The sequence below is a fragment of the Alteromonas sp. KUL17 genome, assembly GCF_006538305.1.
Lineage (GTDB): Bacteria > Pseudomonadota > Gammaproteobacteria > Enterobacterales > Alteromonadaceae > Alteromonas > Alteromonas macleodii.
The window spans coordinates 67,683-92,926 of sequence record NZ_BJKJ01000003.1 but is presented as its reverse complement, the minus strand read 5'-3'; the positions used below and the strand labels follow the sequence as shown (position 1 = coordinate 92,926).

Annotated in this window: 22 protein-coding genes, 3 tRNA genes and 1 pseudogene; 8 read left to right on the top strand and 18 right to left on the bottom strand. The window is 44.4% G+C overall.

Annotated elements, in window-relative coordinates; translation table 11 throughout:
* Window positions 1-17: 17 nt before the first annotated feature.
* From uvrC to ovoA, 5 genes are all read right to left on the bottom strand, one after another.
* Window positions 18-1,835 carry an excinuclease ABC subunit UvrC gene (gene uvrC, locus KUL49_RS03715; RefSeq protein ID WP_101564710.1) on the bottom strand — a complete coding sequence of 606 codons (1,818 nt, stop codon included), beginning with the start codon at window positions 1,833-1,835 and terminating at the stop codon, window positions 18-20.
* A gap of 31 nt (window positions 1,836-1,866) precedes the next feature.
* Window positions 1,867-2,511, bottom strand: a complete 645-nt coding sequence (uvrY, locus tag KUL49_RS03710; protein WP_014949610.1) for a UvrY/SirA/GacA family response regulator transcription factor — start codon at window positions 2,509-2,511, stop codon at window positions 1,867-1,869.
* 180 nt (window positions 2,512-2,691) lie between these two features.
* On the bottom strand, window positions 2,692-3,420 hold the full coding sequence (locus KUL49_RS03705) for a pirin family protein (protein WP_049588228.1): 729 nt from the start codon (window positions 3,418-3,420) through the stop codon (window positions 2,692-2,694).
* 207 nt (window positions 3,421-3,627) lie between these two features.
* Entirely contained in the window at window positions 3,628-5,091 is a 1,464-nt protein-coding gene (locus tag KUL49_RS03700) for an aminotransferase class I/II-fold pyridoxal phosphate-dependent enzyme (protein WP_131136348.1), read from the bottom strand.
* 137 nt (window positions 5,092-5,228) lie between these two features.
* A complete protein-coding gene (ovoA, locus tag KUL49_RS03695; protein ID WP_131136347.1) occupies window positions 5,229-7,340 on the bottom strand; it encodes a 5-histidylcysteine sulfoxide synthase in 2,112 nt (703 codons plus the stop codon).
* Window positions 7,341-7,768: 428 nt separating this feature from the next.
* Here ovoA and KUL49_RS03690 point away from each other — a divergent pair, with 428 nt between their 5' ends.
* Window positions 7,769-8,170 carry a hypothetical protein gene (locus KUL49_RS03690; protein WP_014949614.1) on the top strand — a complete coding sequence of 134 codons (402 nt, stop codon included), beginning with the start codon at window positions 7,769-7,771 and terminating at the stop codon, window positions 8,168-8,170.
* A gap of 70 nt (window positions 8,171-8,240) precedes the next feature.
* Here KUL49_RS03690 and KUL49_RS03685 read toward each other — a convergent pair.
* The 4 genes from KUL49_RS03685 to KUL49_RS03670 form a co-directional block, all read right to left on the bottom strand.
* Window positions 8,241-8,332 (bottom strand) — tRNA-Ser (locus tag KUL49_RS03685).
* Between the two features lie 401 nt (window positions 8,333-8,733).
* Window positions 8,734-8,825 (bottom strand) — tRNA-Ser (locus KUL49_RS03680).
* Window positions 8,826-8,994: 169 nt separating this feature from the next.
* Entirely contained in the window at window positions 8,995-9,885 is an 891-nt protein-coding gene (locus tag KUL49_RS03675; RefSeq protein ID WP_131136346.1) for a class III extradiol ring-cleavage dioxygenase, read from the bottom strand.
* 176 nt (window positions 9,886-10,061) lie between these two features.
* Window positions 10,062-10,511, bottom strand: coding sequence for a DoxX family protein (locus KUL49_RS03670; RefSeq protein WP_014949616.1), 450 nt, complete (start codon window positions 10,509-10,511; stop codon window positions 10,062-10,064).
* A gap of 193 nt (window positions 10,512-10,704) precedes the next feature.
* Here KUL49_RS03670 and KUL49_RS03665 point away from each other — a divergent pair, with 193 nt between their 5' ends.
* Complete coding sequence (locus KUL49_RS03665) at window positions 10,705-11,610, top strand: LysR family transcriptional regulator (RefSeq protein ID WP_131136345.1); 906 nt, start codon at window positions 10,705-10,707, stop codon at window positions 11,608-11,610.
* 182 nt (window positions 11,611-11,792) lie between these two features.
* Here KUL49_RS03665 and KUL49_RS03660 read toward each other — a convergent pair whose 3' ends face one another.
* Together KUL49_RS03660 and KUL49_RS03655 are read right to left on the bottom strand one after the other, a co-directional pair.
* Window positions 11,793-13,259, bottom strand: a complete 1,467-nt coding sequence (locus tag KUL49_RS03660; RefSeq protein ID WP_014949618.1) for a DUF3360 family protein — start codon at window positions 13,257-13,259, stop codon at window positions 11,793-11,795.
* Window positions 13,260-13,401: 142 nt separating this feature from the next.
* A tRNA-Ser gene (locus tag KUL49_RS03655) sits at window positions 13,402-13,493 on the bottom strand.
* Window positions 13,494-13,732: 239 nt separating this feature from the next.
* On the opposite strand from KUL49_RS03655, the gene KUL49_RS03650 reads away from it, so the two are divergent.
* The 6 genes from KUL49_RS03650 (at window position 13,733) to KUL49_RS03625 (ending at window position 16,608) form a co-directional block, all read left to right on the top strand.
* Window positions 13,733-14,398: a Bax inhibitor-1/YccA family protein gene (locus tag KUL49_RS03650; protein WP_014949619.1), complete on the top strand. Its 666-nt coding sequence runs from the start codon at window positions 13,733-13,735 to the stop codon at window positions 14,396-14,398.
* 55 nt (window positions 14,399-14,453) lie between these two features.
* Window positions 14,454-14,843, top strand: coding sequence for a sulfurtransferase complex subunit TusD (gene tusD, locus KUL49_RS03645; RefSeq protein WP_014976653.1), 390 nt, complete (start codon window positions 14,454-14,456; stop codon window positions 14,841-14,843).
* Entirely contained in the window at window positions 14,843-15,211 is a 369-nt protein-coding gene (locus KUL49_RS03640; RefSeq protein ID WP_061485928.1) for a DsrE family protein, read from the top strand. Before tusD ends, KUL49_RS03640 begins: the two co-directional genes overlap by 1 nt.
* Window positions 15,211-15,555: a hypothetical protein gene (locus tag KUL49_RS03635; protein ID WP_131136344.1), complete on the top strand. Its 345-nt coding sequence runs from the start codon at window positions 15,211-15,213 to the stop codon at window positions 15,553-15,555. The genes KUL49_RS03640 and KUL49_RS03635 overlap by 1 nt, the downstream gene beginning before the upstream one ends.
* Window positions 15,552-15,899: a TusE/DsrC/DsvC family sulfur relay protein gene (locus tag KUL49_RS03630; protein WP_131136343.1), complete on the top strand. Its 348-nt coding sequence runs from the start codon at window positions 15,552-15,554 to the stop codon at window positions 15,897-15,899. The genes KUL49_RS03635 and KUL49_RS03630 overlap by 4 nt, the downstream gene beginning before the upstream one ends.
* Window positions 15,900-16,170: 271 nt before the next feature.
* Window positions 16,171-16,608 (top strand): host attachment protein, encoded by a 438-nt coding sequence (locus tag KUL49_RS03625; RefSeq protein WP_131136342.1) that lies wholly within the window; start codon window positions 16,171-16,173, stop codon window positions 16,606-16,608.
* 76 nt (window positions 16,609-16,684) lie between these two features.
* Here KUL49_RS03625 and KUL49_RS03620 read toward each other — a convergent pair whose 3' ends face one another.
* The 7 genes and pseudogenes from KUL49_RS03620 to lrp all read right to left on the bottom strand — a co-directional run bounded on the left by KUL49_RS03620 (window position 16,685) and on the right by lrp (window position 25,134).
* Window positions 16,685-17,398: an SOS response-associated peptidase family protein gene (locus KUL49_RS03620; RefSeq protein WP_131136341.1), complete on the bottom strand. Its 714-nt coding sequence runs from the start codon at window positions 17,396-17,398 to the stop codon at window positions 16,685-16,687.
* A 274-nt stretch (window positions 17,399-17,672) separates the two neighbouring features.
* A pseudogene (gene serS, locus KUL49_RS03615) lies at window positions 17,673-18,967 on the bottom strand (serine--tRNA ligase).
* 10 nt (window positions 18,968-18,977) lie between these two features.
* A complete protein-coding gene (crcB, locus tag KUL49_RS03610) occupies window positions 18,978-19,361 on the bottom strand; it encodes a fluoride efflux transporter CrcB (RefSeq protein WP_014949631.1) in 384 nt (127 codons plus the stop codon).
* Between the two features lie 72 nt (window positions 19,362-19,433).
* Window positions 19,434-20,741, bottom strand: a complete 1,308-nt coding sequence (locus KUL49_RS03605) for a replication-associated recombination protein A (protein ID WP_039234654.1) — start codon at window positions 20,739-20,741, stop codon at window positions 19,434-19,436.
* Window positions 20,728-21,552 carry an outer membrane lipoprotein chaperone LolA gene (gene lolA, locus KUL49_RS03600; protein WP_131136340.1) on the bottom strand — a complete coding sequence of 275 codons (825 nt, stop codon included), beginning with the start codon at window positions 21,550-21,552 and terminating at the stop codon, window positions 20,728-20,730. Before lolA ends, KUL49_RS03605 begins: the two co-directional genes overlap by 14 nt.
* Before the next feature lie 16 nt (window positions 21,553-21,568).
* Window positions 21,569-24,364, bottom strand: a complete 2,796-nt coding sequence (locus tag KUL49_RS03595) for a DNA translocase FtsK (RefSeq protein ID WP_131136339.1) — start codon at window positions 24,362-24,364, stop codon at window positions 21,569-21,571.
* 284 nt (window positions 24,365-24,648) lie between these two features.
* A complete protein-coding gene (gene lrp / locus KUL49_RS03590; protein WP_014949635.1) occupies window positions 24,649-25,134 on the bottom strand; it encodes a leucine-responsive transcriptional regulator Lrp in 486 nt (161 codons plus the stop codon).
* Window positions 25,135-25,244 lie beyond the last annotated feature (110 nt).

The window sequence follows — 25,244 nt, the reverse complement described above, 5'->3', positions numbered from 1 at the left end:
GCTTGTTACTCATTCATTTATTGATGAAGGTGGTCGTAAATAGTTTCCGCCAGTTCAGGGCTTATACCAGGTACATTTGAAATTTCATCTTTGCTGGCTTTCTTAAGACCCTGCAAGCCCCCCATGAATTTAAGCAGTGTTTGTCTGCGTTTAGCACCAATACCAGGTATGCTTTCCAAACTCGACGTGGTTTTAACTTTCTGGCGTCGGTTGCGGTGCCCAGTAATGGCAAATCGGTGAGATTCATCGCGAATATGCTGAATAAGGTGAAGCCCTGGCGAATGGCTGTCCATCGGCAGAACCTGATGGCTACCTGCCAGTATTAGTGTTTCTAAGCCAGGCTTACGGGTGGTGCCTTTTGCCACGCCTAACAGCATAGGCTTTTTATCATGGGGCCAATCTTCAAAAAACGCTTCTGCTTGGGCAAGCTGTCCTTTACCACCGTCTATTAATAGAAGGTCAGGTATTTTTTGCACTTCTTTCACTGACTTGTAGCGACGTTTTAACGCCTGTGCCATGGCCGCGTAGTCATCACCTGGGGTGATGCCTTCTATATTATATCGGCGATAGTCACTTTTGTGCGGACCTTCACGATTAAATACCACACACGAAGCCACCGTTTGCTGGCCAGACGTGTGTGATATATCAAAACACTCCATGCGTTGAATAGGCGTATCAACTTCCAGTGCCGCTTCTAAGTCGAGATAGCGTGCAAACACAGACTTTTGCTGACTGTATTGAGCTTCTAACGCAGTTTGCGCATTTGACTGCGCCAGCTGCAGGTACTTGCGTTTCTCTTCCCTCGCCCCTTTAAAGAACTGGACCTTGTGTCCCGCTTCACTGGCTAGTACATCTGCTATCGCGTCTTCGTCAGTTAATGTATTGCTAAGTACTATCTGCTTGGGAATAACTTTGTTACCCGCCAGATAGAACTGTAGGAAGAAAGATTCAAAAACTTCTTGTTCATCGGCAGTGTTGGGTACTTTGGGAAAATAGGCCTTGCTGCCTAACAACTGCCCTTCACGAATAAACATTACCTGAATACACGCCATATTGCCTTTGAACGCAAACCCAAACACATCCATTTCGTCTTGAGTACCGGCAACCCACTGTCGTTCTTGAACTTTTCTTAGTGCATTAATCTGATCGCGGTAACGGGCAGCAGCTTCAAAGTTGAGTGCCTCGCTGGCTGCTTCCATCTTTTCCACCAGCCCACCAATGACCTGCTGGTTTTTACCTTTCAAGAACAAGCGTGCAAAATTGACCTGCTCTTTATATTCTTCATCGCTCACATAGCCTTCTACACACGGCGCACTACAGCGCTGCATCTGATACTGAAGACAAGGTCTGCTGCGTGCTCGGTAATAGCTATCTTCGCACTGACGTACGGGGAAAATTCGCTGCATTGAACGCAAGCTTTCTCGCACCGACCACGCACTGGGGTATGGGCCAAAGTATTCGCCCTTTTTCTTTTGAGGGCCGCGATGGAAAGAAAGCCTTGGATGTTCGTGGTCGGATAAGAAGATAAAGGGATAAGACTTGTCGTCACGCATGACCACGTTGTAACGCGGTTTGTATTTCTTGATGAAGTTGTTCTCAAGCAAGAACGCTTCGGTTTCGCTGTTTACAACCGTGACATCCATGTTCGCAATCTGACTAACTAGCGAACGCGTTTTGGCGTTATCAAGATTACTACGAAAATAGCTTGATACACGCTTTTTAAGGTTTTTGGCTTTTCCTACGTAAATAACCTCTTCCTGACTATTGTACATGCGGTACACGCCAGGTTGAGAGGTTAGATTCTTAAGAAATGCTGCTGAATCAAATGCAGACATAATCACTTTGACGTTGCGCGTCTAGTGACGCTTAAAAGGTGTTAGGATTGATAAGCTTATGACGATAGGCCAAGTGCGTTAGCTCTACATCAGAATTTACGCCTAACTTTTGAAACATTCGATAACGGTAAGTATTAACCGTTTTTGAGTTAATACTGAGTTCTCGGGCTATATCCGGCACTTTGTGACCTTCGGTTAATCGCATTGCTATTGTAAGTTCTCTACTCGATAGCTCGTCAAACGGATTATCCGAACTAGGCAATAACTTACCGATGGCGATGCTATTGGCCACTTCTTGATCAACATACTTTTGTCCTGCCGCAACTTTATGGATAGCGCGTATTACTTCGTCTGGCTCTGCATCTTTTGTCAGAAAACCGTATGCGCCTGCGTCCATAACTTGCATTGGAATAGGACTTTCCTTGTGCATTGAAACACAAATAACACGCGTATTTTCAGACATACGAACAATTTTCTTTGTCGCCTCCAGTCCACCAATACCGGGCATATTCACGTCCATGAGTACCACATCTGGCGCGTTTTTTCGGCACAAAAGTACCGCGTCTTCACCGTTCTTCGCTTCTGCGAGAATAGTAAAATCGTCTACGTCTTCCAGAATCCGGCGTATCCCTGTTCTGACCAAATCATGGTCATCTGCTAGGATTATTTTTATCACTCTAGTATCTCACTGACTTCAGTTTTACATACAACTGGAATAAAGACTGATAATGCTCATTAATGAGAAGTATTACCAGCCTTTAACCTTATCCAAGTCATCATACCACGAGATAAGAATTCGTGAAGTAGAGATACACAATTTGAAACTAAATTATTGATCTAGATTACTTTTAGGCAGCTATTTAGGTAATTCAAACCACAAGGCCACACTTTCCTCTGAGGCTTTCAGACGAATGATGTCTTGCTCGTAAATACCCAAAGCATCGCCTGCCTCTATTTCAACTGCATTCGTTTCACTGTCTACCACAGCCTGTACATTACCGCTAATCATATGAAGGTAACCCTTTTGGTCTTCAGTGCCATGCTCCCATGTTTCGCCAGCTTTCAAAGTTAAACGGCTGATTGCCGCATTTTGCTTAATGCGTAATGACCCTTCCCTACCGTTATCACTTACTAATAATTCAAGCTTTGAATCATGGTTATTTCCACCCGCCTGTGTGCCAAAGGTTTTTTGCGCATAGCTGGGCGTACCGCCTTTTTCATTGGGCACAATCCAAATTTGGAGAAAGTTAACAGGCTCTTCAGTAGAAGGGTTAAACTCTGAATGCATAATACCCTTACCTGCACTCATTACTTGCACGTCACCCGCAGGCACTACGTACTCATTACCGGTATTATCTTTGTGCTTTAAAGCACCGCTCACAACATATGAAATTATCTCCATATCTCTGTGACCGTGGGTTTCAAAACCTCTGCCGGCCTGAACAACATCGTCATTGATAACCCGTAGCGCTGAAAACCCCATATGTTTTGCATCATAATAATGTCCAAACGAAAAGCTATGTTGGCTTTTTAGCCAGCCAAAGTTCACTTTTCCTCTTTCATTCGCTTTTCTCAAATACATCATCTTGCATTCCTTATAACCGTAAGCCGCCACTGACTCTTCTGCCCAGCAGGAGTAACGCTGGGCGATAGAACATGTGTTAAGGGCTAATTATTTAATAAGGCCATTTTAATCCTCTTTAATAGAAATAAAATGTCATATATTTGAGCATATTATTCTAATATTTAGAATTAAACTAACTATCGGTCAACAGATGCGGGTTAAGCTACGCTAAGAAATAAAGCACAGTCTTTGCAGCGCGGTTTCTACAACCGCAGGGTGACAGGCTAAATTTAGCCTAATATGGTGTGGAGAACCAAAGGTCGCGCCGTCGTTACCTATCACGCCGCGCTCAATACATCCTTCCACAGTGGTCACGGGTGAATATTTGAGAGGTTGACGAGAAGCGTCACCTAAAGGAGCTCCATCCACAGAAGCGATACTGTTCGGCTGTGTTAAATGCGAAGGGAATGTTGAAAGGTCTAGCCACAAGAAATAACCAGCGCTGCCCATTGTATAATTAACAGATAAACCATAGTGCTCAAAGAAGCGCACAACAAGCTTTCGGTTAAAGCTCAACGCACTTTTTACGCTGTCTAACCAAGTACTTCCCTTCTCATAGGCGGCAATCAACGCAACTTTTCCTAAGTTACTTGCGTTCAGGTGCCTGCTATTAATAGCTTGGGCAAACGTCTCTCTGATCGTTTTATCCTTAATGACCGCATACGATGCACCTGGAATACTCGCTAGGTTAAACGCTTTGGACACGCTATTAATGTGGATAATGCGTGGCAGTTGATGAGTATGGATGTTACCACCGTTTAGACTTTCTTGGCGCCCCTTGCTCTTATTGCTTACCTCTGCACCAAACATGGGGATTAGCGTTGGTTCATTTGACGAGTTAAATGCAAACTCGCTGTGCACCTCATCAGTGATCATTAAAATATCGTTCTTGGCGCAGAAGCTCATAATAACACGCTGCTCTTCTGCACTTAACACTGTACCCGTAGGGTTATTAGGATGGCAAATCACGAATGCAGCCGCAGCACTGTCGAAGGCTGAAGTATCTATAGTTGAGTAAGAACCTTCGACGTCTTCCTGACGACTCTTGTCGCTACCCTTTGTCGCGGCAACTTCAGAAAGCTTAGTCTGAATTTGACGCGCGTTTTGAATGACTGGAATAGATACTGGCGTTAAGCCGTTATTTTTAATAGCCTCTGTTAAAGGGGAATAAGTTGGTGTTAATACCATGACTTTTTGACCAGGTTGGCAAAAAGTGTGAAGCGCAACGTCTATTGCTCCTATTGCGCTCGCAACATCCACAACATCGCCACTTTCTACTTTAAAGCGACTACTTTTTTGTGTGGTACGCTCAAAACGTTTTGCTACCGCGTCACCGATATCAAGGGACTGATATCCATAAGTAGAGCGAAGGTTCTGTGTAATCGCGCTGAGAATTTCATCACAAGGCGGGATGTCCATATCCGCTATCCACATTGGAATAGGGTCTTGCTGAGACGCGACAACGTTCGCTTGAGATGAAGACGCGCCCTGAAAGCGGCGAAATATCGCTGAATATTTAAGACGGGTTTGATCGAGTTTCAGGTGAGAAGGTGCCTGCCATACATCCTTGTAAGGCACAAACTCGCTTTGCATAGCGTTGAACACGGGGAGATGGCTTAGCGCGTTGCTCACCTTCACATTATCCTATTTATATAGCCTTACGCATTTACTATTGGCTAAAGGCCTTCTGAAATCTATTATACTTATAAGCACGTTACACGCGTACCGCGCTCACTTTATACTTCACACACGCTTTAATAGACACCGTGTTATTCTATCTTTTCAAACACGTTAAATTCAGAAAGCGTATGTTGGTATTTCCGCTTTGTTTCTCGAATGACAAATGGAATGTCTTTAGGTTCAGCAATTCGTTTAAAGCTCTGACCTAATGCATCTTCAAGCGCCTGAGTAGAACTAAGCGTTTCACCATTTTCATCTTTATAGCCGCCCAACCATTCACTTCTTTCGGTATACTCCTCCAACCATGTAAAGGGGCTGGCGACAACAAGCAATCCACCTTTATTTAGCCGCGTGGCCATGTCCGTTAATACCTTTCTTGGACTATACACTCTATCAATAAGGTTGCCTAAGAAGATCAAGTCGTAGCCTGTAAATTGCGGCTTCAAATTACACGCATCACCTTGTGCGAAAGCAACGTTGTCTACACTGTCATCTAAACCGAGCGCGGAGAGCTTGCGCGCCTTAAACGACGTAAGTTCACCTTCTTCTATAAGGTTATAGCGTATTTCACCACGCTCTTGCATCTCAAACGCTGTTTTTATAAAGCGTGCAGAAAAATCGATGCCATCGACATGATCGAAGTATTTTGCAAGTTCAAAGGTAGACCGACCAACGGCACACCCTAAATCTAACGCTTTAGCGTGTTGACGCCCTTGCATAGCGTCAATACAAAACTGCGCACTGGCTTTAGCAAAATTAGGGACGCCGTAGTACTCGTCGCCGTAATGGAATTCACTGTACTGCGAAACCTGTGTATCACTTTCATAATCAAAATCGTTCACTGCTATAACTCGCTTTCCTTGAACATACCGAAACCCCGCGTGCTGAAAGAAGTGACGCCTAAAAGCGTAACGACTATCTTTCATTGCTTCGTTACCTGTAGATACCCAACTACCGCCTTTAATGAGGTTATGCTTATTGTCGAATGTTGGTGTTGTAAAGTCGTCATATAAAGGATGAACGTTAAAGCCCTCAAACGGATAGATGGGTGTTTCTGTCCATTGCCATACGTTGCCAACAACATCATAAAATTCGCCGGACTTATTAACATTAACAGGTTCACTCGACGCATACTTTTGCAGCGCTATGTTGAATCCTTCGCTGTATACGGTTTGCGTTACACCAGCCTGCTGTCGTAACGCTTGCCATTCATTTTCAGTCGGCAGACGAATAAGATCACCCGTTTTTTCACTCAAGTAGTTACAAAACGCTTTCGCTTCATGATAATTCACATCCACAGGCCAATCTAAAGGTAGTGGATGCTCTTCAAGCATGCTGCGATATAAATAATCATCACCCTTTTTAATCCAAAATACAGGGTGCTGAGCTTTATTGTATTCACGCCACTTATTGCCTTCAGCCTCCCAGTATTTTGCGTTGTTATAGCCGCCGTCTTGCACAAACGATAAATACTCACCATTACTTACAAGAAATTTAGACGCACTAAACTCGCTAACGGATTCTTGCTGAGAACCATATTCATTGTCCCAGCCGTAATAAGCACTGTCCCACGCTTTGTCATTTATGACTTTCTGTGCCGGAACGGTCATTAAAACATTAGCCTCTAACGCTTCAGCATTAGTTTGCATAGTGCTACATGCAGGCCATTCTGGGCTGGGGCGTACCGATGCAATAGGTAGCTGTCTGATTAGAACAGATGAGGTTTCTAAATGAATACGTTCATGCTCTATTCCCATTACAACGGGCCACATTGGGCTTTCCCAGTCAATAGGCATGCTGAAAGACATGGTATCTATTAAATCGCATACCAATGTGCGCACTTGATTACGATATTGACGCACCTCTTCCACCTTCGGCCAGTCGTAATTTTCATCGTTAAGATCATCCCAACTCATTTCATCAACACCAATGGCAAATAACGATTCAAATTTTGGGTTAATGCGCTCGTTTATTGCCTTAGACAGTACTAATTTATTGATAAAGAAAGTAGCAGTATGACCAAAATAGAAAATTAACGGATGGCGCAACTTTTCAGGTCGTTGATAAAATACGTCATCATTGGCAAGACAAGAGAAAAGCGATTCGTAGGTATCAAAGGAATCGAGGAAATAAGCCTTTATTTCCTGTCTTTTTTGCTCAACTGTTCCGTCCCGTAAATTAAGTGTGGGCATTGCCTGCATAATGTCCTCTCGATTTTTGTTATTACTACCAACTGCGTAGGACCAGCGCCATAAGACTAAAAGAAGAGCGCTTTAAAATGCCGTAATGATTTCAGTTGATTGCTAACCCTTTATGTATACCAAGCTTTTATGAATAAAGCGCGACATAACTAGGTTTTTATGGAATGTCCTGTAATTACAAGATACAGACAGGATGAGATCAGAAAATATTTCATAACAAACTTATGCCTGCGATGATGCTGTGAAACACCGTTCAACTTAAAGCTCGTGATCATAAAAAGCATGGAGATACCGTTGGTTATCATGTTACGTTTACCTAGCTTACTAAATGCCCGATTCAACGTTGGCTAATAAGCTGCGTCGGTAAACAGCATACTTATACGCTTATACCTTCACACCTTCAGAAACGAAAAAGGATTTTTCTTAACATGAAATCAGTAATTTACATAGCAGTAACGCTGCTCTCGTTGTACGGTTCACCCGCGACTGCAGCTGACAACTATACTAATGCGCTTCTCAATGAAGCCGTTCGCAAAGGCAATAAGAGTACCCCTTTAATTGTAAACCCAACACTCACTATGGAGCGCCTATCAACCAGTGACGGAGAGATCACTTATCACTATCGCTCTATGACGTTGACTCAAAACAAAGGCGTTAATCAATTTGTAGAGGAACAACAAAAGAAGCTCTATCCGTATGTGTGCACTTCACCCTCGCAAGAAATTTTTAGGCGACATGGAATTACAGTTAATTATTTGTACAACGATAAGAATAATGATTTTTATGCGGTGATAAGTATCGACACTACAACGTGTAACGAGGTTGGTTGAAAACGTTCTAGCAGCACGTTTTTATTTGACCCATAAAAAAACCCGCAACAATGTGCGGGTTTTTCGTATTTGGCGGAGAGTGAGGGATTCGAACCCCCGGTGGGTTTGACCCCACGTCTGATTTCAAGTCAGGTGCATTAAACCGGGCTCTGCCAACTCTCCTGAAGTGACGCTTATCTTAATGATTTACGTGACGCTGTAAAGCACTAATTTCAATTAAATCAATCAACTGGTGAAATATTCACCTTTTCGCAAGAATAATAACCATCTTGGTAGAAAATGACCTGCGTTCTCATTATTTAAAAACACTATTAGCGTTAACCTACTATAAATGCACGTAAAACTTAAAACGAAGTTTTTTAAAAGCGATTGAAGTTCTCACTCAAAAATTCTCATTAGGTATTCTATACACGTCGACAGTTCATGATGCCAAAATGATAATGTTCGTTTAGCTTTGAACAATATAGTTTTGCGTAGGTTTCACTCTTGGCTATAGCCATATACTAAAGCGCGTAAATTTAGCCCATAAAAAAACCCGCAACAATGTGCGGGTTTTCATAATATGGCGGAGAGTGAGGGATTCGAACCCCCGGTGGGTTTGACCCCACGTCTGATTTCAAGTCAGGTGCATTAAACCGGGCTCTGCCAACTCTCCTGAAGTGCTGCGTATCTTAATGATTTATGTGGGACTGTAAAGCACTAATTTTAACATTTTTACTCAAACGACCAATTGATAATCAAAGTGTTCAAAATTTAATTGCTCTCGTTTAACGCAGCCGGTATCCCATCAGGTGTTGCACTGACGCGGCAATGTGAAGCACTGGTCAATCACACCACATAAACATGCTTGCAGGTTTGGTTAGAAGCGTTAAAGACAGAGCTTTATCAGCTGCTCTATTATTAACACCATAACAAACATGGAGAGGGAGAAGGTGCTCTTCTCTAGGATGGGCGTATCGCGCATCCGGCGCGCTGTACCATTCAACAAGACGAGCTTTTCGTTCATTCTCGCTGTAGGCACTGGTCTGCATAGTTGTCTGAAGCCAGTTATTAAAGCGCGTTGCTTTTCGCATTGCATCATCGGAGCTATCAAAAAAGCCCTGCATATTGTGAAAAGAAGACCCCGAGCCCAATACTAAAATATTCACTTCGTTCTTTGCTTCACTATTTACAGGCTCTACCCCGAGTTCAACAGCTTTCCTAATTGCTTCCCCCAATAGCACATGCTTTTTAGAATCCAAATCAGACGTAATGGATAGTTGAATGCAGGGTACATCGGCACCGGGATACATAATACTTAGGGGAATGAACATTCCATGATCGAAACCACGTGCCCTATCCTCCCGTACAGCAATGCCTTGCCCTGCTAAACGCTCTAGTAATATAGTTGCAAGTGCTACTTCTCCTTTGGCCGAATATTCAAAGGAATACGCCTCTTTAGGGAAGCCATAATAGTCATAAATCAAGGAAGGTTCTGGGTGAGTAGTTACACAGACTTCAGTATCTTCCCAATGGGCACTAATCACTATGACTGCATCAGGTTTGGGTAAATCTGTTGATAATGCTTTGAGCGCTTCAATCATTTCAATGTGATAGGCAGGCATTCTCGCCTCTCCTACTGACTGCATTTCAAGAAGTGGAAGCGGCCCTCCACCATGAGAAATATAAGCGGTGCTAATTCTCACAGACGGGCGAGTTTGCGTTCGCTGTTGCATAAAACCATACCTTGTTAGATGTAGAGAATACCATTCCTGCACTCCCACGCTTCGCTAGGAAACTTGCCAGCGTCTTCTGAGTGGGCAATTATCTATGCGGATTGATATAAGGGCTCTATAGCCATTGAAACCGGCGCATTTGGGCCGGTTTCGTTAGTCGTCGAATCTCACAGCCGCTATTTATTAAGCTTGTGACTAATAAGAGAGTCGATTGAAAGTTTACCGCCACCTTGAATAGCTAGCGCACCTGTTGCAGCAAGTAACGTTAGTGCAAACTCGTAACCGTTGTTAGTCATAAATAAACCGTTTGCTGCATGTACACTAAAAATCGCAATCACCATTGTGAATGCACTTACTAAAGCGGCTGGGCGTGTTAGAAAACCTATAATAAGCGCTAGCCCGCCAAAAAACTCAGCGCTGCCGGCCAGCAATGCCATTAAAAAGCCTGGCGCTAAACCAATGCTTTCCATCCACTGACCTGTGCCTTCTAGTCCATAACCACCAAACCACGCAAAAAGCTTTTGTGCGCCGTGTGCGGTAAGAATAATGCCCACAGGCACACGTAAAACCAAACTAGAAATACTGCTGTTAGAAGTAAAAATGTTTTTCAGAAATTGCTTGTTCATTGTTGAATCCTCAAAGTCTCTCGTAATTGAAAATGTCATATCTAAAAGTGATGAACGCTCCGCCTGACTTCATTGAGTTGGCACAGCGCTAACCTGATGCATATAGAATAGTTACCAACACCTATTGAATAAAGCGGTTAAATAGTGAATGATTACCAACAATTTGTTGTTTATAGAGACGAATGGCTAAACGATGGATAAATTATCGCTACTGAAAACCTTCTGCGTTGTTGCGAATGAAGGGAGTTTTACAAAAGCTGCAGAAAAGCTAGACACGTCAAATCAACTCGTAAGCAAGTATGTTGCCGAATTAGAGAAGCAACTTGATACGCGTTTATTCAATCGCACTACAAGAAAAATTCACCTAACCGAGGCTGGTCAACAGTGTTTGCAACATGCAAATCATATTCTTGAAAGCGTAACCGATATGGAAAGTCAGCTTGGGTTGCTCAATACAGAAGCAAAGGGAGTTCTGCACGTAAGTACCCCTGTCTCTTTCTCAACATTACATTTAGCGAGTGCACTCAGTGCGTTTCAACAAGCACACCCTCACGTATCGATAAACTTGCAGCTAAACGATAGAAAGATTGATGTGATAGACGAAGGGTTTGATGTAGCAATACGTGCAGGTCACCTAGCTAACTCGTCGCTGGTGGCCAAGAAAATCACAACGATAAAGCTGGCCCTGTGCGCTTCACCAGCCTACCTGGAAAAATATGGCACACCGCAACATCCAGCCGAATTAAAACCAGAACACTATCTTGAGTACTCCTACGTCAACTACGATAACGATAAATCAGCGCTTATTGCGGCGCTCAAAGCAAATGCCCAGACTGTGACGCCTAAGCTAACCGCCAATAATGGAGAAGTCCTAACCAATGTAGCAAAGCAGGGTGAAGGTTATGTACTTCAACCTACCTTCATTGCCGGTGAAGCGCTCAAAAACGGGGAACTCGTGTCCATACTGGACGATTTCGTACCGCAAGCTATCTCTTTGTATGCGGTCTATCCTCATCGTAAGCTCATTTCTAATAAGCTAAGGGTTTTCATTGACTTTTTATCAAGCTATTTTGAAAGTACGCCCTACTGGGACAAGTAAATCGCGGTACGCGTAACGCTTAATTTATGTGGTAAAAACGTAACTTCAGTGGATGAGTGATATCAGCATAATAAATTAAATAAAAACGGCGTGGAGAAACACCTCCGACGCCGTTCGCGTAATAGCATATCTGGTTTCAGTAACTTAAACTCTAAAAGAGTAACCTTACCCTAAAGCCCTCATCACATTCTGAAGGTTTCCATAATCGCGGGCACCCCCGGGAACATACCAATTAGTGCCATAACGGTACATAGCACCAAAAACGTAATTCCTGGAATTAGCCAACGCCCTGCTTTGCCGAGTTCTCCAGCTCTATCTTTACACCCAACGAGCCCCAAATTATCCAAAAGCATGGTAAAAGACCATCCGAATACTGGATTAACTAACACAGAGGAGATCACCACCAATGCGGCAGACTGGGTCGTTTTACCTTCACGCGTCATTTGCATACCGGCTTCCATTAGCGGCAGAAAGACCCCAACAATAAGCGCTACGCAAAGCACTGGCGGCCAAATTGCTAGATCCATGGGGTAACCCCAAAGTGCCGCTACAACGCATAAAAAGCCAGTAACTAATGCCCCCCCGGGTATGGGTCTGCGCGCGATTGAAGCCGGAATAATGTAGGTCCCCCACGAAGATGAGATATTCCCCCCTCCCAGTAGGCTTCCCACTGCCTGACGACTAGATGCAGCAATCATGGTGTCATCTATATTCATGTGCGCTCGCTCACTTTTTTTAGGGTAGCTAAGCTTTTGAAAGACTTGATGACCTAAGAAATCTGGCGACCACATAGACACAGCCAGCACAGCAAAAGGCAGCACAGCAATGAAATGTGACCAGTCTGGCAGGCCTAGTTTCCAACCTGTGTCTTCCCCCCACCAATAAGCAGGGTTCAAGTTAGGCATACCCGGCGACGTTGTGAACTCAAATGGCGCACCGAAGGAAAACGCAATGACGGCCGCCATCACCGCACCAAGCGGAATAGCTAGCCAGCGCTTTTGAATATGCTCTAGCCATGCATACATTAAGATAGTGGCAATGATCACCACGAAGGCTAAGTAAGCCATATCGAAGCTTTCTGCCCACGCAAAGAGTTTCTTCACCTGGCCTGTAATGCCAATAAACCCTAAGTACAACAGTAACCCACCGCATACACCGTTACTGGTTAGCCTAGCAAGCACACTGCCGCCCTTCGTTATTCCTAAAATAAAACCAAAGAGTCCAATGAGCAGACCGAGCGCCATGGGATGGCCGCCAGATGCAACAATAAGGGGTACCAAGGGCAGTAAGGGGCCGTGTGTACCTGCTAAATTAGCTGACGGGTTTAGGAAACCGGAAATCAGAACAACGAACAAGACTGCTGCAATGAGTAATTCAAAGCGCACGTTTTCAATAACAAACTCAGGAGATAGCCCTAGCGGTGCTGCGAATGCACCTACTACGGCGGCAACCATAACGATTTTTCCTATGGTCGCCGCCATGCCTGGCACAAAGTCTTCCCACTCAACGCGGTAGTCTTTACCAGGCAGGTTCAACCGCCAACGTTTTGGAGAAAGTATTTGAAGTTCGTGATTTAAATATTCGTCTCTTGATTTAAAACTACTGCTCGGTTTGTGAAGATTTTGATAAGAAGAACTTTCTTGTGACACATAACACCTTTAGATTGCGCGAAGAAAAGCGCAAGCCTAAACATGTGAACGGAATGTAACAATGCGACTGTGGTCTTATACGAAAGTCTAACGAGGTAGACGGGCATAAAAAACCCGCAACAATGTGCGGGTTTTCATAATATGGCGGAGAGTGAGGGATTCGAACCCCCGGTGGGTTTGACCCCACGTCTGATTTCAAGTCAGGTGCATTAAACCGGGCTCTGCCAACTCTCCTGAAGTGCTGCGTATCTTAATGATATTTTTATGACTGTAAAGCGAAAAGTTAAAAAAGTTGTCTAAGTGCCGAGATTTCAATCAAATAGACTGTTTGGCACGTATAAGAGATGTTTTTATATTCACCTGACACCATTTTCATCTGAAACTACTTGAAAATGGAAACTAAAACCCATACAACATACACTAAATAATTGTGTACCATTTTGGTCATATCATAAGTCCTGTTGGAGGAAACAATGGATCAACGTTCGATGTATTCAAGTGCATCTCAACCATCGGTATTGCAGACGAACAAGGTTCTACGCAACACCTATATGCTGCTTGCGATGACACTGGCGTTTAGTGCGGTTTGTGCTGGTATAGCAATGGCAGTAGGCATTTCTCCTATGATGTCTCTTGTTATGACTATCGGCGCTTTTATTACGTTATTTGTAGTTCAGAAAAAAGCTGATTCAGCATCTGGTATCTACTGGGTGTTTGCATTCACAGGTTTAATGGGTGCATCACTAGGTTACACGCTTAATTTCTATCTAGGCGTTGCGGGCCCAGGCTTGATCATGGAAGCGCTAGGTGCAACAGCCCTTGTGTTCTTCGCGCTTTCTGGCTACGCACTTACCACTAAGAAAGACTTCTCGTTTATGGGCGGATTCTTGGTAGTAGGCCTAGTTGTAGTGCTTGTAGCTGCTATTGCGAACATCTTTTTCGCAGTTCCAGCGGTAAGCTTAGCAATCAGTGCAGCGATTGTGTTTATTATGTCAGGTTTCATCTTGTTTGATACAAGTCGTATCATCCACGGTGGTGAAACAAACTACATTCGTGCAACAGTTTCGCTATACTTGAACATATACAACTTGTTCACGTCTATCCTTCACCTTCTAGGTGCGTTTGGTGGCGACGATTAAAACAGCGTTAAAGGTTTAAAGAGAAACACCCCTTAACCGGGGTGTTTTTATTTGTATGGCAGAATATTCAGTACTTATCACATCATCACCGTTTCAAGGCGATACAGCGTTACGCGCCCTCTCCTTTGCACAAGGTGTAATCGATAATGGTGATGTAATAAACAACGTTTTCTTTTATAGCGAAGGTGTACACCACACTAATAACTTAATGCTAAAGACGGGTGACGAGCTGTTCGTACTTGATAGCTGGAAGACTCTAGCGACTGAACACAACGTGAAATTACTAGTATGCATTACCGCCGCCGTTAAGCGAGGTATTGTTAGTGAGTTAGAGGCGAAAGAGAATGGGTTGTCTCAGGCCAACTTAACCGCGCCTTTCGAGCAAGCTGGCTTGGGCGAATTCTTCACTGCGCTCCATGATTGCAATAGGTTGGTACAATTCTAATGGCGCAACTACTTATTAGGTTTACGCAAAGCCCTTTTTCCAATGCTAAAAGCCAAGACGGTTTAGATTTTGCGCTTGCTGCGACAAACTATGGGCACGATGTTAAAGTGCTTTTTGAAAGCCAAGGTGTACTGCAGCTTGTTAAGGCAGCGTCTACCAAAGGACTAAAAAATCACACCAAACGTTTAGCTAGCATGCCGTTTTTCGATATCGAAGAATGCTTTGTGTGTAAAGCAAGTGCAGATACCTACGACATTGAGCAGGTTCTTTCAAATAACAATTTAGTTGATGAGTTAGACTGTGAGTGGGTAACCCCAAAAGAAAAAGTCACGCTTATCCAAAGCGTAGATCATGTGGTGACATTCTAATGCTTATTACTATTTCAACGCCAATTTTGAGCACTGAATACAAACAGCTTATTGAAGCCACTTATGAGCAATCGACTTCTACTTACGTTGTATTTGTTGGTGATGGCGTTTATGCCCCTGCATTAAACACCGCGTTTTTTGAGCGGCTGGCCAATACGGTAAAAAGCACGGTAGAGAGTACGACAAAAGGCACGGCAAAAGACAAACCAACGCTAAACCTGTCGTTCTTGAGTACAGATGCGGATACAAGGGGCGCAAATCTTCCCGAACATTTTAATCCAATTTCCCACAAAGAACTTGCTGCAATATCAGCAAAAAATCAGCACTGGATACCCCTTTCATGACACAAGAAACCTATAGCTTCAATTATAAAGGGCAAGCGATCCCTACAGACAAAGCCGGGTATTTACTCGACTATACCCTCTGGGAAGAAGATATGGTTGAGTTGCTGGCGCAAGAAGAGAACATTGAATTAACAGAAGCCCACTGGGAAGTGGTGCGCTTCGTACGCGCATTCTATGAAGAGTACGAAACCAGCCCAGCAATTCGTGCTTTGGTGAAAGCTATAGCCAATAAGTTTGGGCCAGAAAAAGGTAATAGCCGCTACCTGCAGCGACTCTTTAAAAAAGGCCCGGCAAAGCAAGCCACTAAACTAGCAGGATTACCTAAACCTGCGAAATGCTTGTAAAGGCGATTACACATTATATTTAAAGTGCTAGCGTCCTTCGGCTAGCCTTCTGCTAAAAGCACTTGTTGACTTGCTTCTCGGGTTGAAACCCGATGTAAGGAAGCTATCAAAAGAGCCACCCTATTGTTAATTGTTTTAGCCTTGGTGTTGATATTGCAACTCCCCTCTTACATTAGCGTTTTATCTCGGGTTTCAGGCATATTTTTCATACTTGCCTTTTAACGAACACCATAAACGTGAATGTTTTACATAAATGGACATAGGAGGCTGTATGACAGTTCAAAAACACTACGTAATTGTGGCCAACCACGACGACGCCACAGCTTACACCTATACCAACCACGGAAGTGCACTTGTTGAAGTAAAAAAGTGGCACAACGAGTTTAGTGGCGCGAGTGACCAAGACATTTATACAGATAAACCCGGCAGACAATCGGCTCCCGCTTCGCAAGTACCAGGCGTTGATAGCATGAATCGAAAAGATGCTGCCGAACTCGAAGATGAACGATTTGCTAGTGACATTGCTGACTGGCTAGATGGTGAGCGTAAACGAGGTGCGTTGGGCTCGATAGATATTATTAGTGGGCCTGGATTTCTTGGTAAATTGAGAAGCGGAATGTCATCTCAATGTTCAGACGTCGTCCACAAAGAAGTGAAAAAGAATGTTTTAGGCGCGGACGAAGAAACCTTGCTTTCCTACCTTAAATAAAACGTTATTTAGTAGTTAGATTGTCACAGGCGGCTGTTGTCATTGCCGCCTTCTCTTACTCGCTTATAAGTAAAAGCTAGCGGTTTTCGTCAGCTTTTAACACATTAACCTCACCGATTGCCTCGGCGCTTTTAAACGTCTTTACTCGCGTGACTTCAAGATCGGTATAAACACGAGGATTATTCAAAATATATTCTACCTCATTGTTCAATGAGCCTTGTGTGTCAGCCGATAACCACGCATTTATCGCATGTGCATTATGTGGAAGAAAGCAAGGAATGGATTTTTCATGATACTGACTAAAGCCCTCTACGGGTGGGCGCGTCACTACTGCACAGGAAAATAGGCCATTACTAAACCGCCGGTATACCGCGCCAATGAGCAATGCACCAGTAGCCGGTTTCATTAAATAGTGCGCTTTTCCTTTACCAAGCGGGTTTGACTCCCCTACTGAAGTTGCGACAACCACAGCGCGTCGTTCACGAATGAACTTGCTCCAATAAGGGCTATCGAGATTTCGAGCGTTAAATGTTGTTCTATCACCTACGGTAAGCGTGTTTCCATTAGGTTTTGCGTCAAACCACCACGTTGCATCGATGGTGCTATCACCAGATACAATTAAATTGGTAATTTGTCGTTCTGGCACTTTTCCAAATGCAGGATAAAAGTTAATAACATTGCTTGTGGAAGATTCATTGACAAAAAGCGGAATGGTTTGTGTAAGCCCGACTTCTTCAAGTAGCGCAATAACGTCAGGTGAGTCAGTAATACGCTGTATAAATCCGCACATGTAAGAAAGCCTATGAGTTTGTACTCGCTTCAAGGTACAGAAATTATAAGGGAAGTAACACAAAAAAGAGCCACCACGTTCACGTGGTAGCTCATCGTTTTAGTTCACGCTTATTCGAAGCGAACAGTAATACCTGCATTCAACCTGCGACTTTACACAGGGTGGAGAATGAAAAAATCCGACACTGAATGCAATGTCGGATTTTGTATGTTTTAGCTTATAAAAGGCTCTGTTTTGAGGCGGGGCTCAGTTCATGTGCCCAAAAAATAGCTCGCTAAGAAGCCTTAATCACTTCTTGCCCTGCCATGTAAGGCACAAGCGCTTTCGGAATAGTTACGCTTCCATCTGCCTGCTGATTGTTCTCTAAAATAGCAACAAGCGTACGCCCTACCGCTAAACCAGAACCATTCAATGTGTGAAGAAGTTCAGTTTTATTCGTTTCTGGGTTACGGAATCTAGCCTGCATGCGTCGTGCTTGGAAGTCCAACATGTTTGAACATGAAGAAATTTCACGATAGGTATTTTGCGCAGGTAGCCATACTTCAAGATCGTAGGTTTTACATGCACCAAAGCCCATATCACCAGTACAAAGCAACACTTTGCGGTACGGTAATTCTAGCTTTTGAAGAATAACTTCTGCGTGTCCTGTAAGTGCTTCTAGCGCGTCAAAGCTATCTTCCGGCTTAACTAACTGTACAAGTTCTACCTTATCGAACTGATGCTGACGAATAAGGCCCCGGGTATCACGACCGTACGAACCAGCTTCTGAGCGGAAGCAAGGCGTATGTGCTGTCATTTTCACAGGCAGCGTTTTCGCATCTAATATTTCATCGCGTGCAATATTAGTTAGCGGAACTTCCGCCGTTGGAATTAGGCTCAGCCCCTGTCCTTCTTCAGTTGCTGGCTTGGTGTGAAATAGATCCTCACCAAATTTAGGCAGCTGACCTGTGCCATAAAGGCTGTCAGCATTAACCAAGTAAGGCACGTACATCTCTTGGTAGCCATGCTCTTGTGTATGGGTATCTAGCATGAACTGAGCAATTGCACGATTTAGGCGAGCAATATCGCCGCGCATCACTACAAAGCGGCTTCCCGTAAGCTTACTTGCGGTGGCGAAATCTAAGCCGTTGTTTAAGCCTTCAGCCACATCAACATGATCTTTAACTTCAAAATCAAACGTGCGTGGTTCGCCCCATCGAGAAATCTCAACATTGTCATCTTCGTCTTTACCCGCTGGTACAGACTCGTGCGGCAAATTAGGAATGCCTTGCGTAAGGGTGTTAATTTCTTCCAACAGTTCGCTAAGTTCCGCTTTAGCGGCGTCAAGCTCGTCACCAAGCTTACCCACTTCAGCCAATAGCGGTGCAATATCTTCGCCCTGCGCTTTTGCTTTACCAATGGATTTACTTCGTACGTTACGCTCGTTTTGCAGATCCTGTGTTCTGGACTGAAGTGTTTTTCTTTTTCTTCAAGCGAACTGAAAGCTGCTACATCGAGGTTAAAACCACGGGCAGCTAATCGCTTAGCTGTTTGTTCTATATCGCTTCGCAAACACTTTGGATCTAACATGTGTTTCTAATTATCCTTTCATCAATTGAATGGCTAGCCAACCTGCTATTAGGCAAGCGCCAACGTTAAGAAATACATTTGCTGCGGCTTTAAGCCACAACCCGTTTTCTAATAAAGTTAAGGTTTCAACGGAAAATGTTGAGAATGTAGTAAAGGCACCTAATAGCCCTACACCGATAAGCGCTCGGTAAGGAGAGTCGCTTAAATCATGACGTTCGATAAAACCGTACAGTAATGCGAGTGCAAACGACCCGACCACATTCACCGTTAGTGTACCAAACGGCATGTGTTTTCCAAATAAGGAATCAACACTTGTGGTAACAAAATAGCGTAAACAGGCGCCGGTCGCACCGCCAGCGGCAATAAAACAATACAAAGCTAACCCTTGAGGCACGAAAACTCCCTAGCGCATTTTTTATTAACTAATTCATATAATCTGAACTAGTTGAGTTACTTGTCTGCAACTTTACCTTTTATTGTTACTTCTCGCATTAAGTGAATCGAGAAATTCACGCTTGGCTTTCAAAGCTTTCTCTAAACCGCGTTCATTAGGGTTGTACAAGCGAGTTCCGGTAAGGCTTTCCGGAAAGTAAGACTCACCCGCGGCAAACGCGTTCGGCTCGTTGTGAGCATAGCGGTAACCATCGCCATGACCGAGCTCTTTCATTAGCGACGTAGGCGCATTGCGTAAATGCATGGGAACAGGTGCATCAGAGGTTTTACGCGCCAATGCTTTTGCTTCGTTAAACGCCATATATACCGCGTTACTTTTTGCAGCTAACGCACAATATACCGCAGCTTGAGCAATAGCGCGCTCGCCCTCTGCGGGCCCTACTCGGTGAAACGTGTCCCAGGCATTAATACAGAGCTGCATTGCTCTTGGGTCTGCATTACCAATGTCTTCAGACGCGATAGCAAGTAGACGTCTTCCTACATACAGCGCGTCTCCCCCGCCATCAAGAATTCTTGCGTACCAGTAAAGGGCTGCGTCTGGATCTGAGCCTCTAACAGATTTATGAAACGCGGAGATTAGGTCGTAGAAGGTGTCGCCTTTATTGTCGTAACTAGCAACTTTTTCGCCTACCGCATGCTCAACATCGCTTACGGTTATTTCGTTTGCTCCGGTGAAGTCGGCAGCAAGCTCTAAATAGGTGAGAAGACGACGTGCGTCGCCGCCACTTAAATCGATAAGCGCGTTTCTGGCTGTTTCTTCAATACCAAGGGCTCTATCACCCAGACCCTTTTCGGTATCGCTTAGCGCTCTATCAATCAATTCAGACAGTGCTTCGTGTTCGAGTGTCTTTAGCACATAAACACGTACACGAGATAAAAGCGCTTTATTTAATTCGAACGAGGGATTCTCTGTCGTTGCGCCAATAAAGGTAACAACGCCAGATTCAACAAATGGAAGAAACGCGTCCTGCTGACTTTTGTTGAATCGGTGTACTTCGTCAACAAACAACAAGGTTCGCTGGTTATAACGGGCGTTTTCTTCAGCCGTATCCATGGCGGCTCTGATGTCTTTTACCCCAGAGGTAACCGCAGAAATACGCAATACAGATGCGTTGGTGTATTGAGCAATGAGTTCAGCAAGGGTAGTTTTACCGGTACCGGGCGGCCCCCACAAAATCATAGAATGGCAGTGACCCGCCTCTAACATTTTACGTAGAGGCTTACCTTCGCCAAGTAAGTGTTCTTGACCGCTGTACTGCTCTATGGTGACTGGGCGCATTCGCGCCGCGAGGGGCGCGAAATCTTGATTAACGCTGGTCATCAATTATGAAGCTGTCTGGAATATCAACTGAGAACGTATCAGCGGGCACTGGAAAACGCGTTTCAATATTACTGAACACCAAAGTGCTGATTTGCTGTTGCGCATCGAGCATATTAAGCGAAGCGAGTTCACTGTCTTGGTTAAAGGTTAATGTAAGCGTTGCGATTTGGCCGCCTTGTTCTTTAGGCGTGATTTGGTAGCTTTTTGTTGCGCTAACACCATTGATGTTGTCTGCCGCGCCCTTTTCAGGTTTTAAAGCCGATGAACCGCTATTTAATTGACTGATAGAGAACTTTGACCACGTTGCTTCATCTGTCGACGTAAGCAAAACAATAGGGTTATCCTTAATCGCATTGTCTTGAGAAAGGACTGTCACCTGCTCTACAAAGGTATCCACATTCCAAACCGCTTCGCCATCGGCAACCAAAAGGGTTTCATCAGGGAACGTTGTTTCCCAGCGAAGTTTATTGGGGCGGGTCATGGTCAGTGTGCCTTGTGCTTCGTGAACGACATTTTGCTGTGCATCGACTACTGTTTGCGCAAAGCTTGCACGAAACTGCTTCATATTGCTTAACAACGCCTGCAGTGACGTACTCGCAGAATCATTGATAAGCGATGAAGTTTTGGGCTGACTTGTGTTTACTGTGGCATTAGCCTGATTATCGTCATGATCACTGACAACCTCTTGAGCATTGTTGTTGCCAATAGTTGAACCTGTTGTATCTAATTCTACCGCAGCGTTAGCAGCAGTCATTGCTGTACCTGCCGTTACCAATGCACTCACAAAATAAACCGAAACTGCTTTATTCATTTATTCAATCCATTCGTTATTCTTTGTGGGGCGGCGGTGCAAGAACCTCACGGTTCCCGTTATGCCCCTGTGCACTTACGACACCACTCATTTCCATTTGTTCAACCAAGCGCGCAGCCCGATTGTAACCAATTCTAAACTTACGCTGCACACTCGACACACTAGCTCGACGTGTTTCAGTAACAAACGCCACGGCTTCATCATAGAAGGCATCAAATTCTTGATCCTCACCCTCAGGCTGTTCGCCTGGCAGTAAGACTTCAGCCGTCGCTTCGCCATTCAGGATCTCATCAATGTACTCAGGCTCACCACGTTTCTGCCAGTCTGCAACTACAGCATGTACTTCGTGATCATCCACAAATGCACCGTGAACACGGGTTGGCACAGGGCTACCAGGAGGCAGATAAAGCATGTCACCCATCCCTAGCAAAGTTTCTGCGCCTTGTTGGTCTAGAATGGTTCTTGAGTCTATTTTACTAGAAACTTGGAATGCACAACGGGTTGGAATGTTGGCCTTGATCAGACCCGTAATAACATCTACAGACGGACGCTGCGTGGCAAGGATAAGATGGATGCCCGCAGCACGTGCTTTCTGCGCGATACGTGCAATAAGCTCTTCTACTTTTTTGCCCACTATCATCATCATGTCGGCAAATTCATCGACCACTACCACGATAGCAGGAAGTTTGGCTAAGTCAGGCGCTTCAGCATCCATACTTTCTTCATTCTTCCACAGTGGGTCCTTTATTGGTGTGCCATTAGCAATAGCTTCTTCTACTTTCGCGTTATAGCCTTTTAGGTTACGCACGCCAAGAGCGCTCATTAGACGATAACGACGCTCCATCTCACCCACGCACCAACGAAGGGCATTGGCGGCTTCTTTCATGTCGGTAACCACTTCAGCAAGCAAGTGAGGTATGCCTTCATAAACGGAAAGCTCAAGCATTTTCGGGTCAATCATGATCATGCGAACATCTTCTGGCGTGCTCTTATAAAGCAAACTAAGAATCATAACGTTCACACCTACAGATTTACCTGAACCTGTAGTACCCGCAACCAAAAGGTGAGGCATTTTGGCTAAATCGACCACCACTGGCTGACCTGAAATATCAGCGCCCAACACCATGGTTAATGGTGATTTATTAGACTGAAAAGTATCGCAGCTAATAACTTCGCTCAGCCGCACCATTTCACGTTTTTTATTCGGCAGTTCTAAGCCAATTACTGATTTACCCGGAATAACTTCCACTACACGAACCGAGATAGCTGACATAGCGCGGGCTAGGTCTTTCGACAGTCCCGAGATCTTGCTCACTTTTACCCCAGGTGCTAAATCAAGCTCAAACCGGGTAATAACAGGGCCAGGGAACACGCCAACCACCGTCGCTTCAATGTTAAAGTCAGCCAGTTTTTCCTCTACCAAACGAGAAATACCTTCAATTTCTTCTGGGGTAAGCGGGTTTTCATGTTTGTCGGCACGTTCAAGTAAATCAAAGGACGGCATAGGTGGTAAATCAGGATCTAGTTCACCTGCCCTCGCCTTCACGGGTTTGGCACCTAGTGCAGCAGGCGTAAATGCTTGGTTAGCACCTTGACTCGCTCCCTGAGTTTCAACAGTTTGCGACTGTAGCGTTTCCGTATTTGGTTCGCTACCTTCAACTGATGGCGCGCTGTTATTCGCAGAAGTTATTGGCTTGCTTCCAGTTTCGTAAGGCAAGTCTTCATCAAACTCTTCTAAGTCGTCGAAGTTAATATGCGGACTTTGCTGCGCTTGGTGTTTATGCTCATGTTGACTGCTATCATCTTCTGACTGAACTGAGTCATCTTGGCTCGATTTACCCAAACCCACTTTGTCTTTAAAGCTACCCGTAACCGCACTACGCATACCTGACAATGAGAACGACGACTTTTTCGTCTCAGCTGCATCTACATCTGAACTTGATGTCGCATCGTCTTCCTCGGCGTTGACAGTATCGTTGGGATTAGATTGAACAGACTTGTCTCCGTCATAGGTATAAAACGGCGGTTCATCATCTACATCGTCAATGCCAAAGGTAGGCTCACTGCGTGATGGCGTAGTTTTCTGTGTCTGTGATGGTTTTGTCTGTGCAGTAGAAGCCAAAGGTTCAGCGCGCATACTGGTAATATCTAGCTCCGCACCTTCGTCGCCACTTTGATTAGACGATTTGTTAGCTAGGGCTAGTCGCGGCATTTCAAATGCTAAAAAACTCTGAGGTGCTGAAAGAGTCTTACGTCCTAACCACAGCGTACCTTCACCTAACCTGTCGATAATAGTGAGCCAGCTAATACCCGTTAGTAAGGTAAAGCCCGTACAGAAGAAACAAAGAAGTAGCAAAATTGTGCCAGCGGTATTGAAGTAAGGCACTAGCGCTGAACTAATTACGTCGCCAACAAATCCGCCGGCTGAAAAGTTGTAAATGTCGTCAAAATTTATACTGGCGATGCCCGTTGCACCGAGGGCCATTAACAGCCCACCGATAATTCTTAATCCAATAGTAAGGTAATCGAATTCATCGAGTTCTTTAATGTGTTGGAATAGAAACCACCCTAAGAAGGCGGAGCCGAAAGGCAGCAAATACGCTAAAAAACCAAATGAGAATAGCAGAAGATCAGCGACCCATGCCCCTGTTGCTCCAACCCAGTTGTGAACGTCGAGTTGTAATCCAGCCTGACTCCAACCTGGGTCTCCTGGATGAAAAGATGCTAGTGCCAGCAATAAGAAGAAGGCGAAAACACAGGCGATAATCATACCTGCTTCCCACACTCGCTGAACCCCTGTTAATCGCGCCATAACCCTAAAAAACCTTCAATTTCCATCGCATGTATTACCGCAGATAGCTTTTTACGCTATGCGGTAACCGCAGTACTAACCGCAACAAAGAGCTTAGCGAACTCTTTGCTATTCCTACATAATTATTATTGATTTACTTTTTGGTAAGTTACTGAGCGCACAACTGAATTAATACACCCATCCCCTACCCTGTGCTTTAGCGTGCTGTTAATCCTTTGGTAAAACACAAACACTGTATTTTTGCACAGCCTACCACAAAACCACGCTATTGAGCCACGCTTTCATTACTTCAAATTAATGCGCAGCGACGATGTACTTTTTACTTCTTCCATCACAACGTACGTCCGCGACTCACTTACTCCGGGCAAGCGCAATAAAGTATCACCTAATAATTTCCTATAACTTCCCATATCTGCAACGCGTGCTTTAAGAAGGAAGTCAAAATCTCCGGACACCAGGTGACATTCTTGTATATCGTCATGCAGTTTTACCGCAGCAGAAAATTCTGCAAAGATATCTACCGATGTTTTCGTTAACGTAATCTCTACGAACACAAGCATAGCTGCGCCGAGCTTTTCTGGGTCAACGACAGCATGATATCCCTTTATGTAACCCTGAGCCTCCAGCCTCTTAACTCTCTCAAGACAAGGGCTGGGGCTTAATCCCACTTCTTTAGCAAGTTCGACGTTTGATATACGCCCGTTTTTCTGTAACTGTACCAGGATATTCCTGTCTATTCGGTCTAGGTGTTTTGGTGTCTTTACCAGCATATAAAATATCTTAAAAGCATCTTTTAGGAGAATTATATGCTACAAACGCCCATTCTTCAGCAGATAGTTCGTTTTTTTATCACGTATACTCCGCAAATATGTTCACGTGC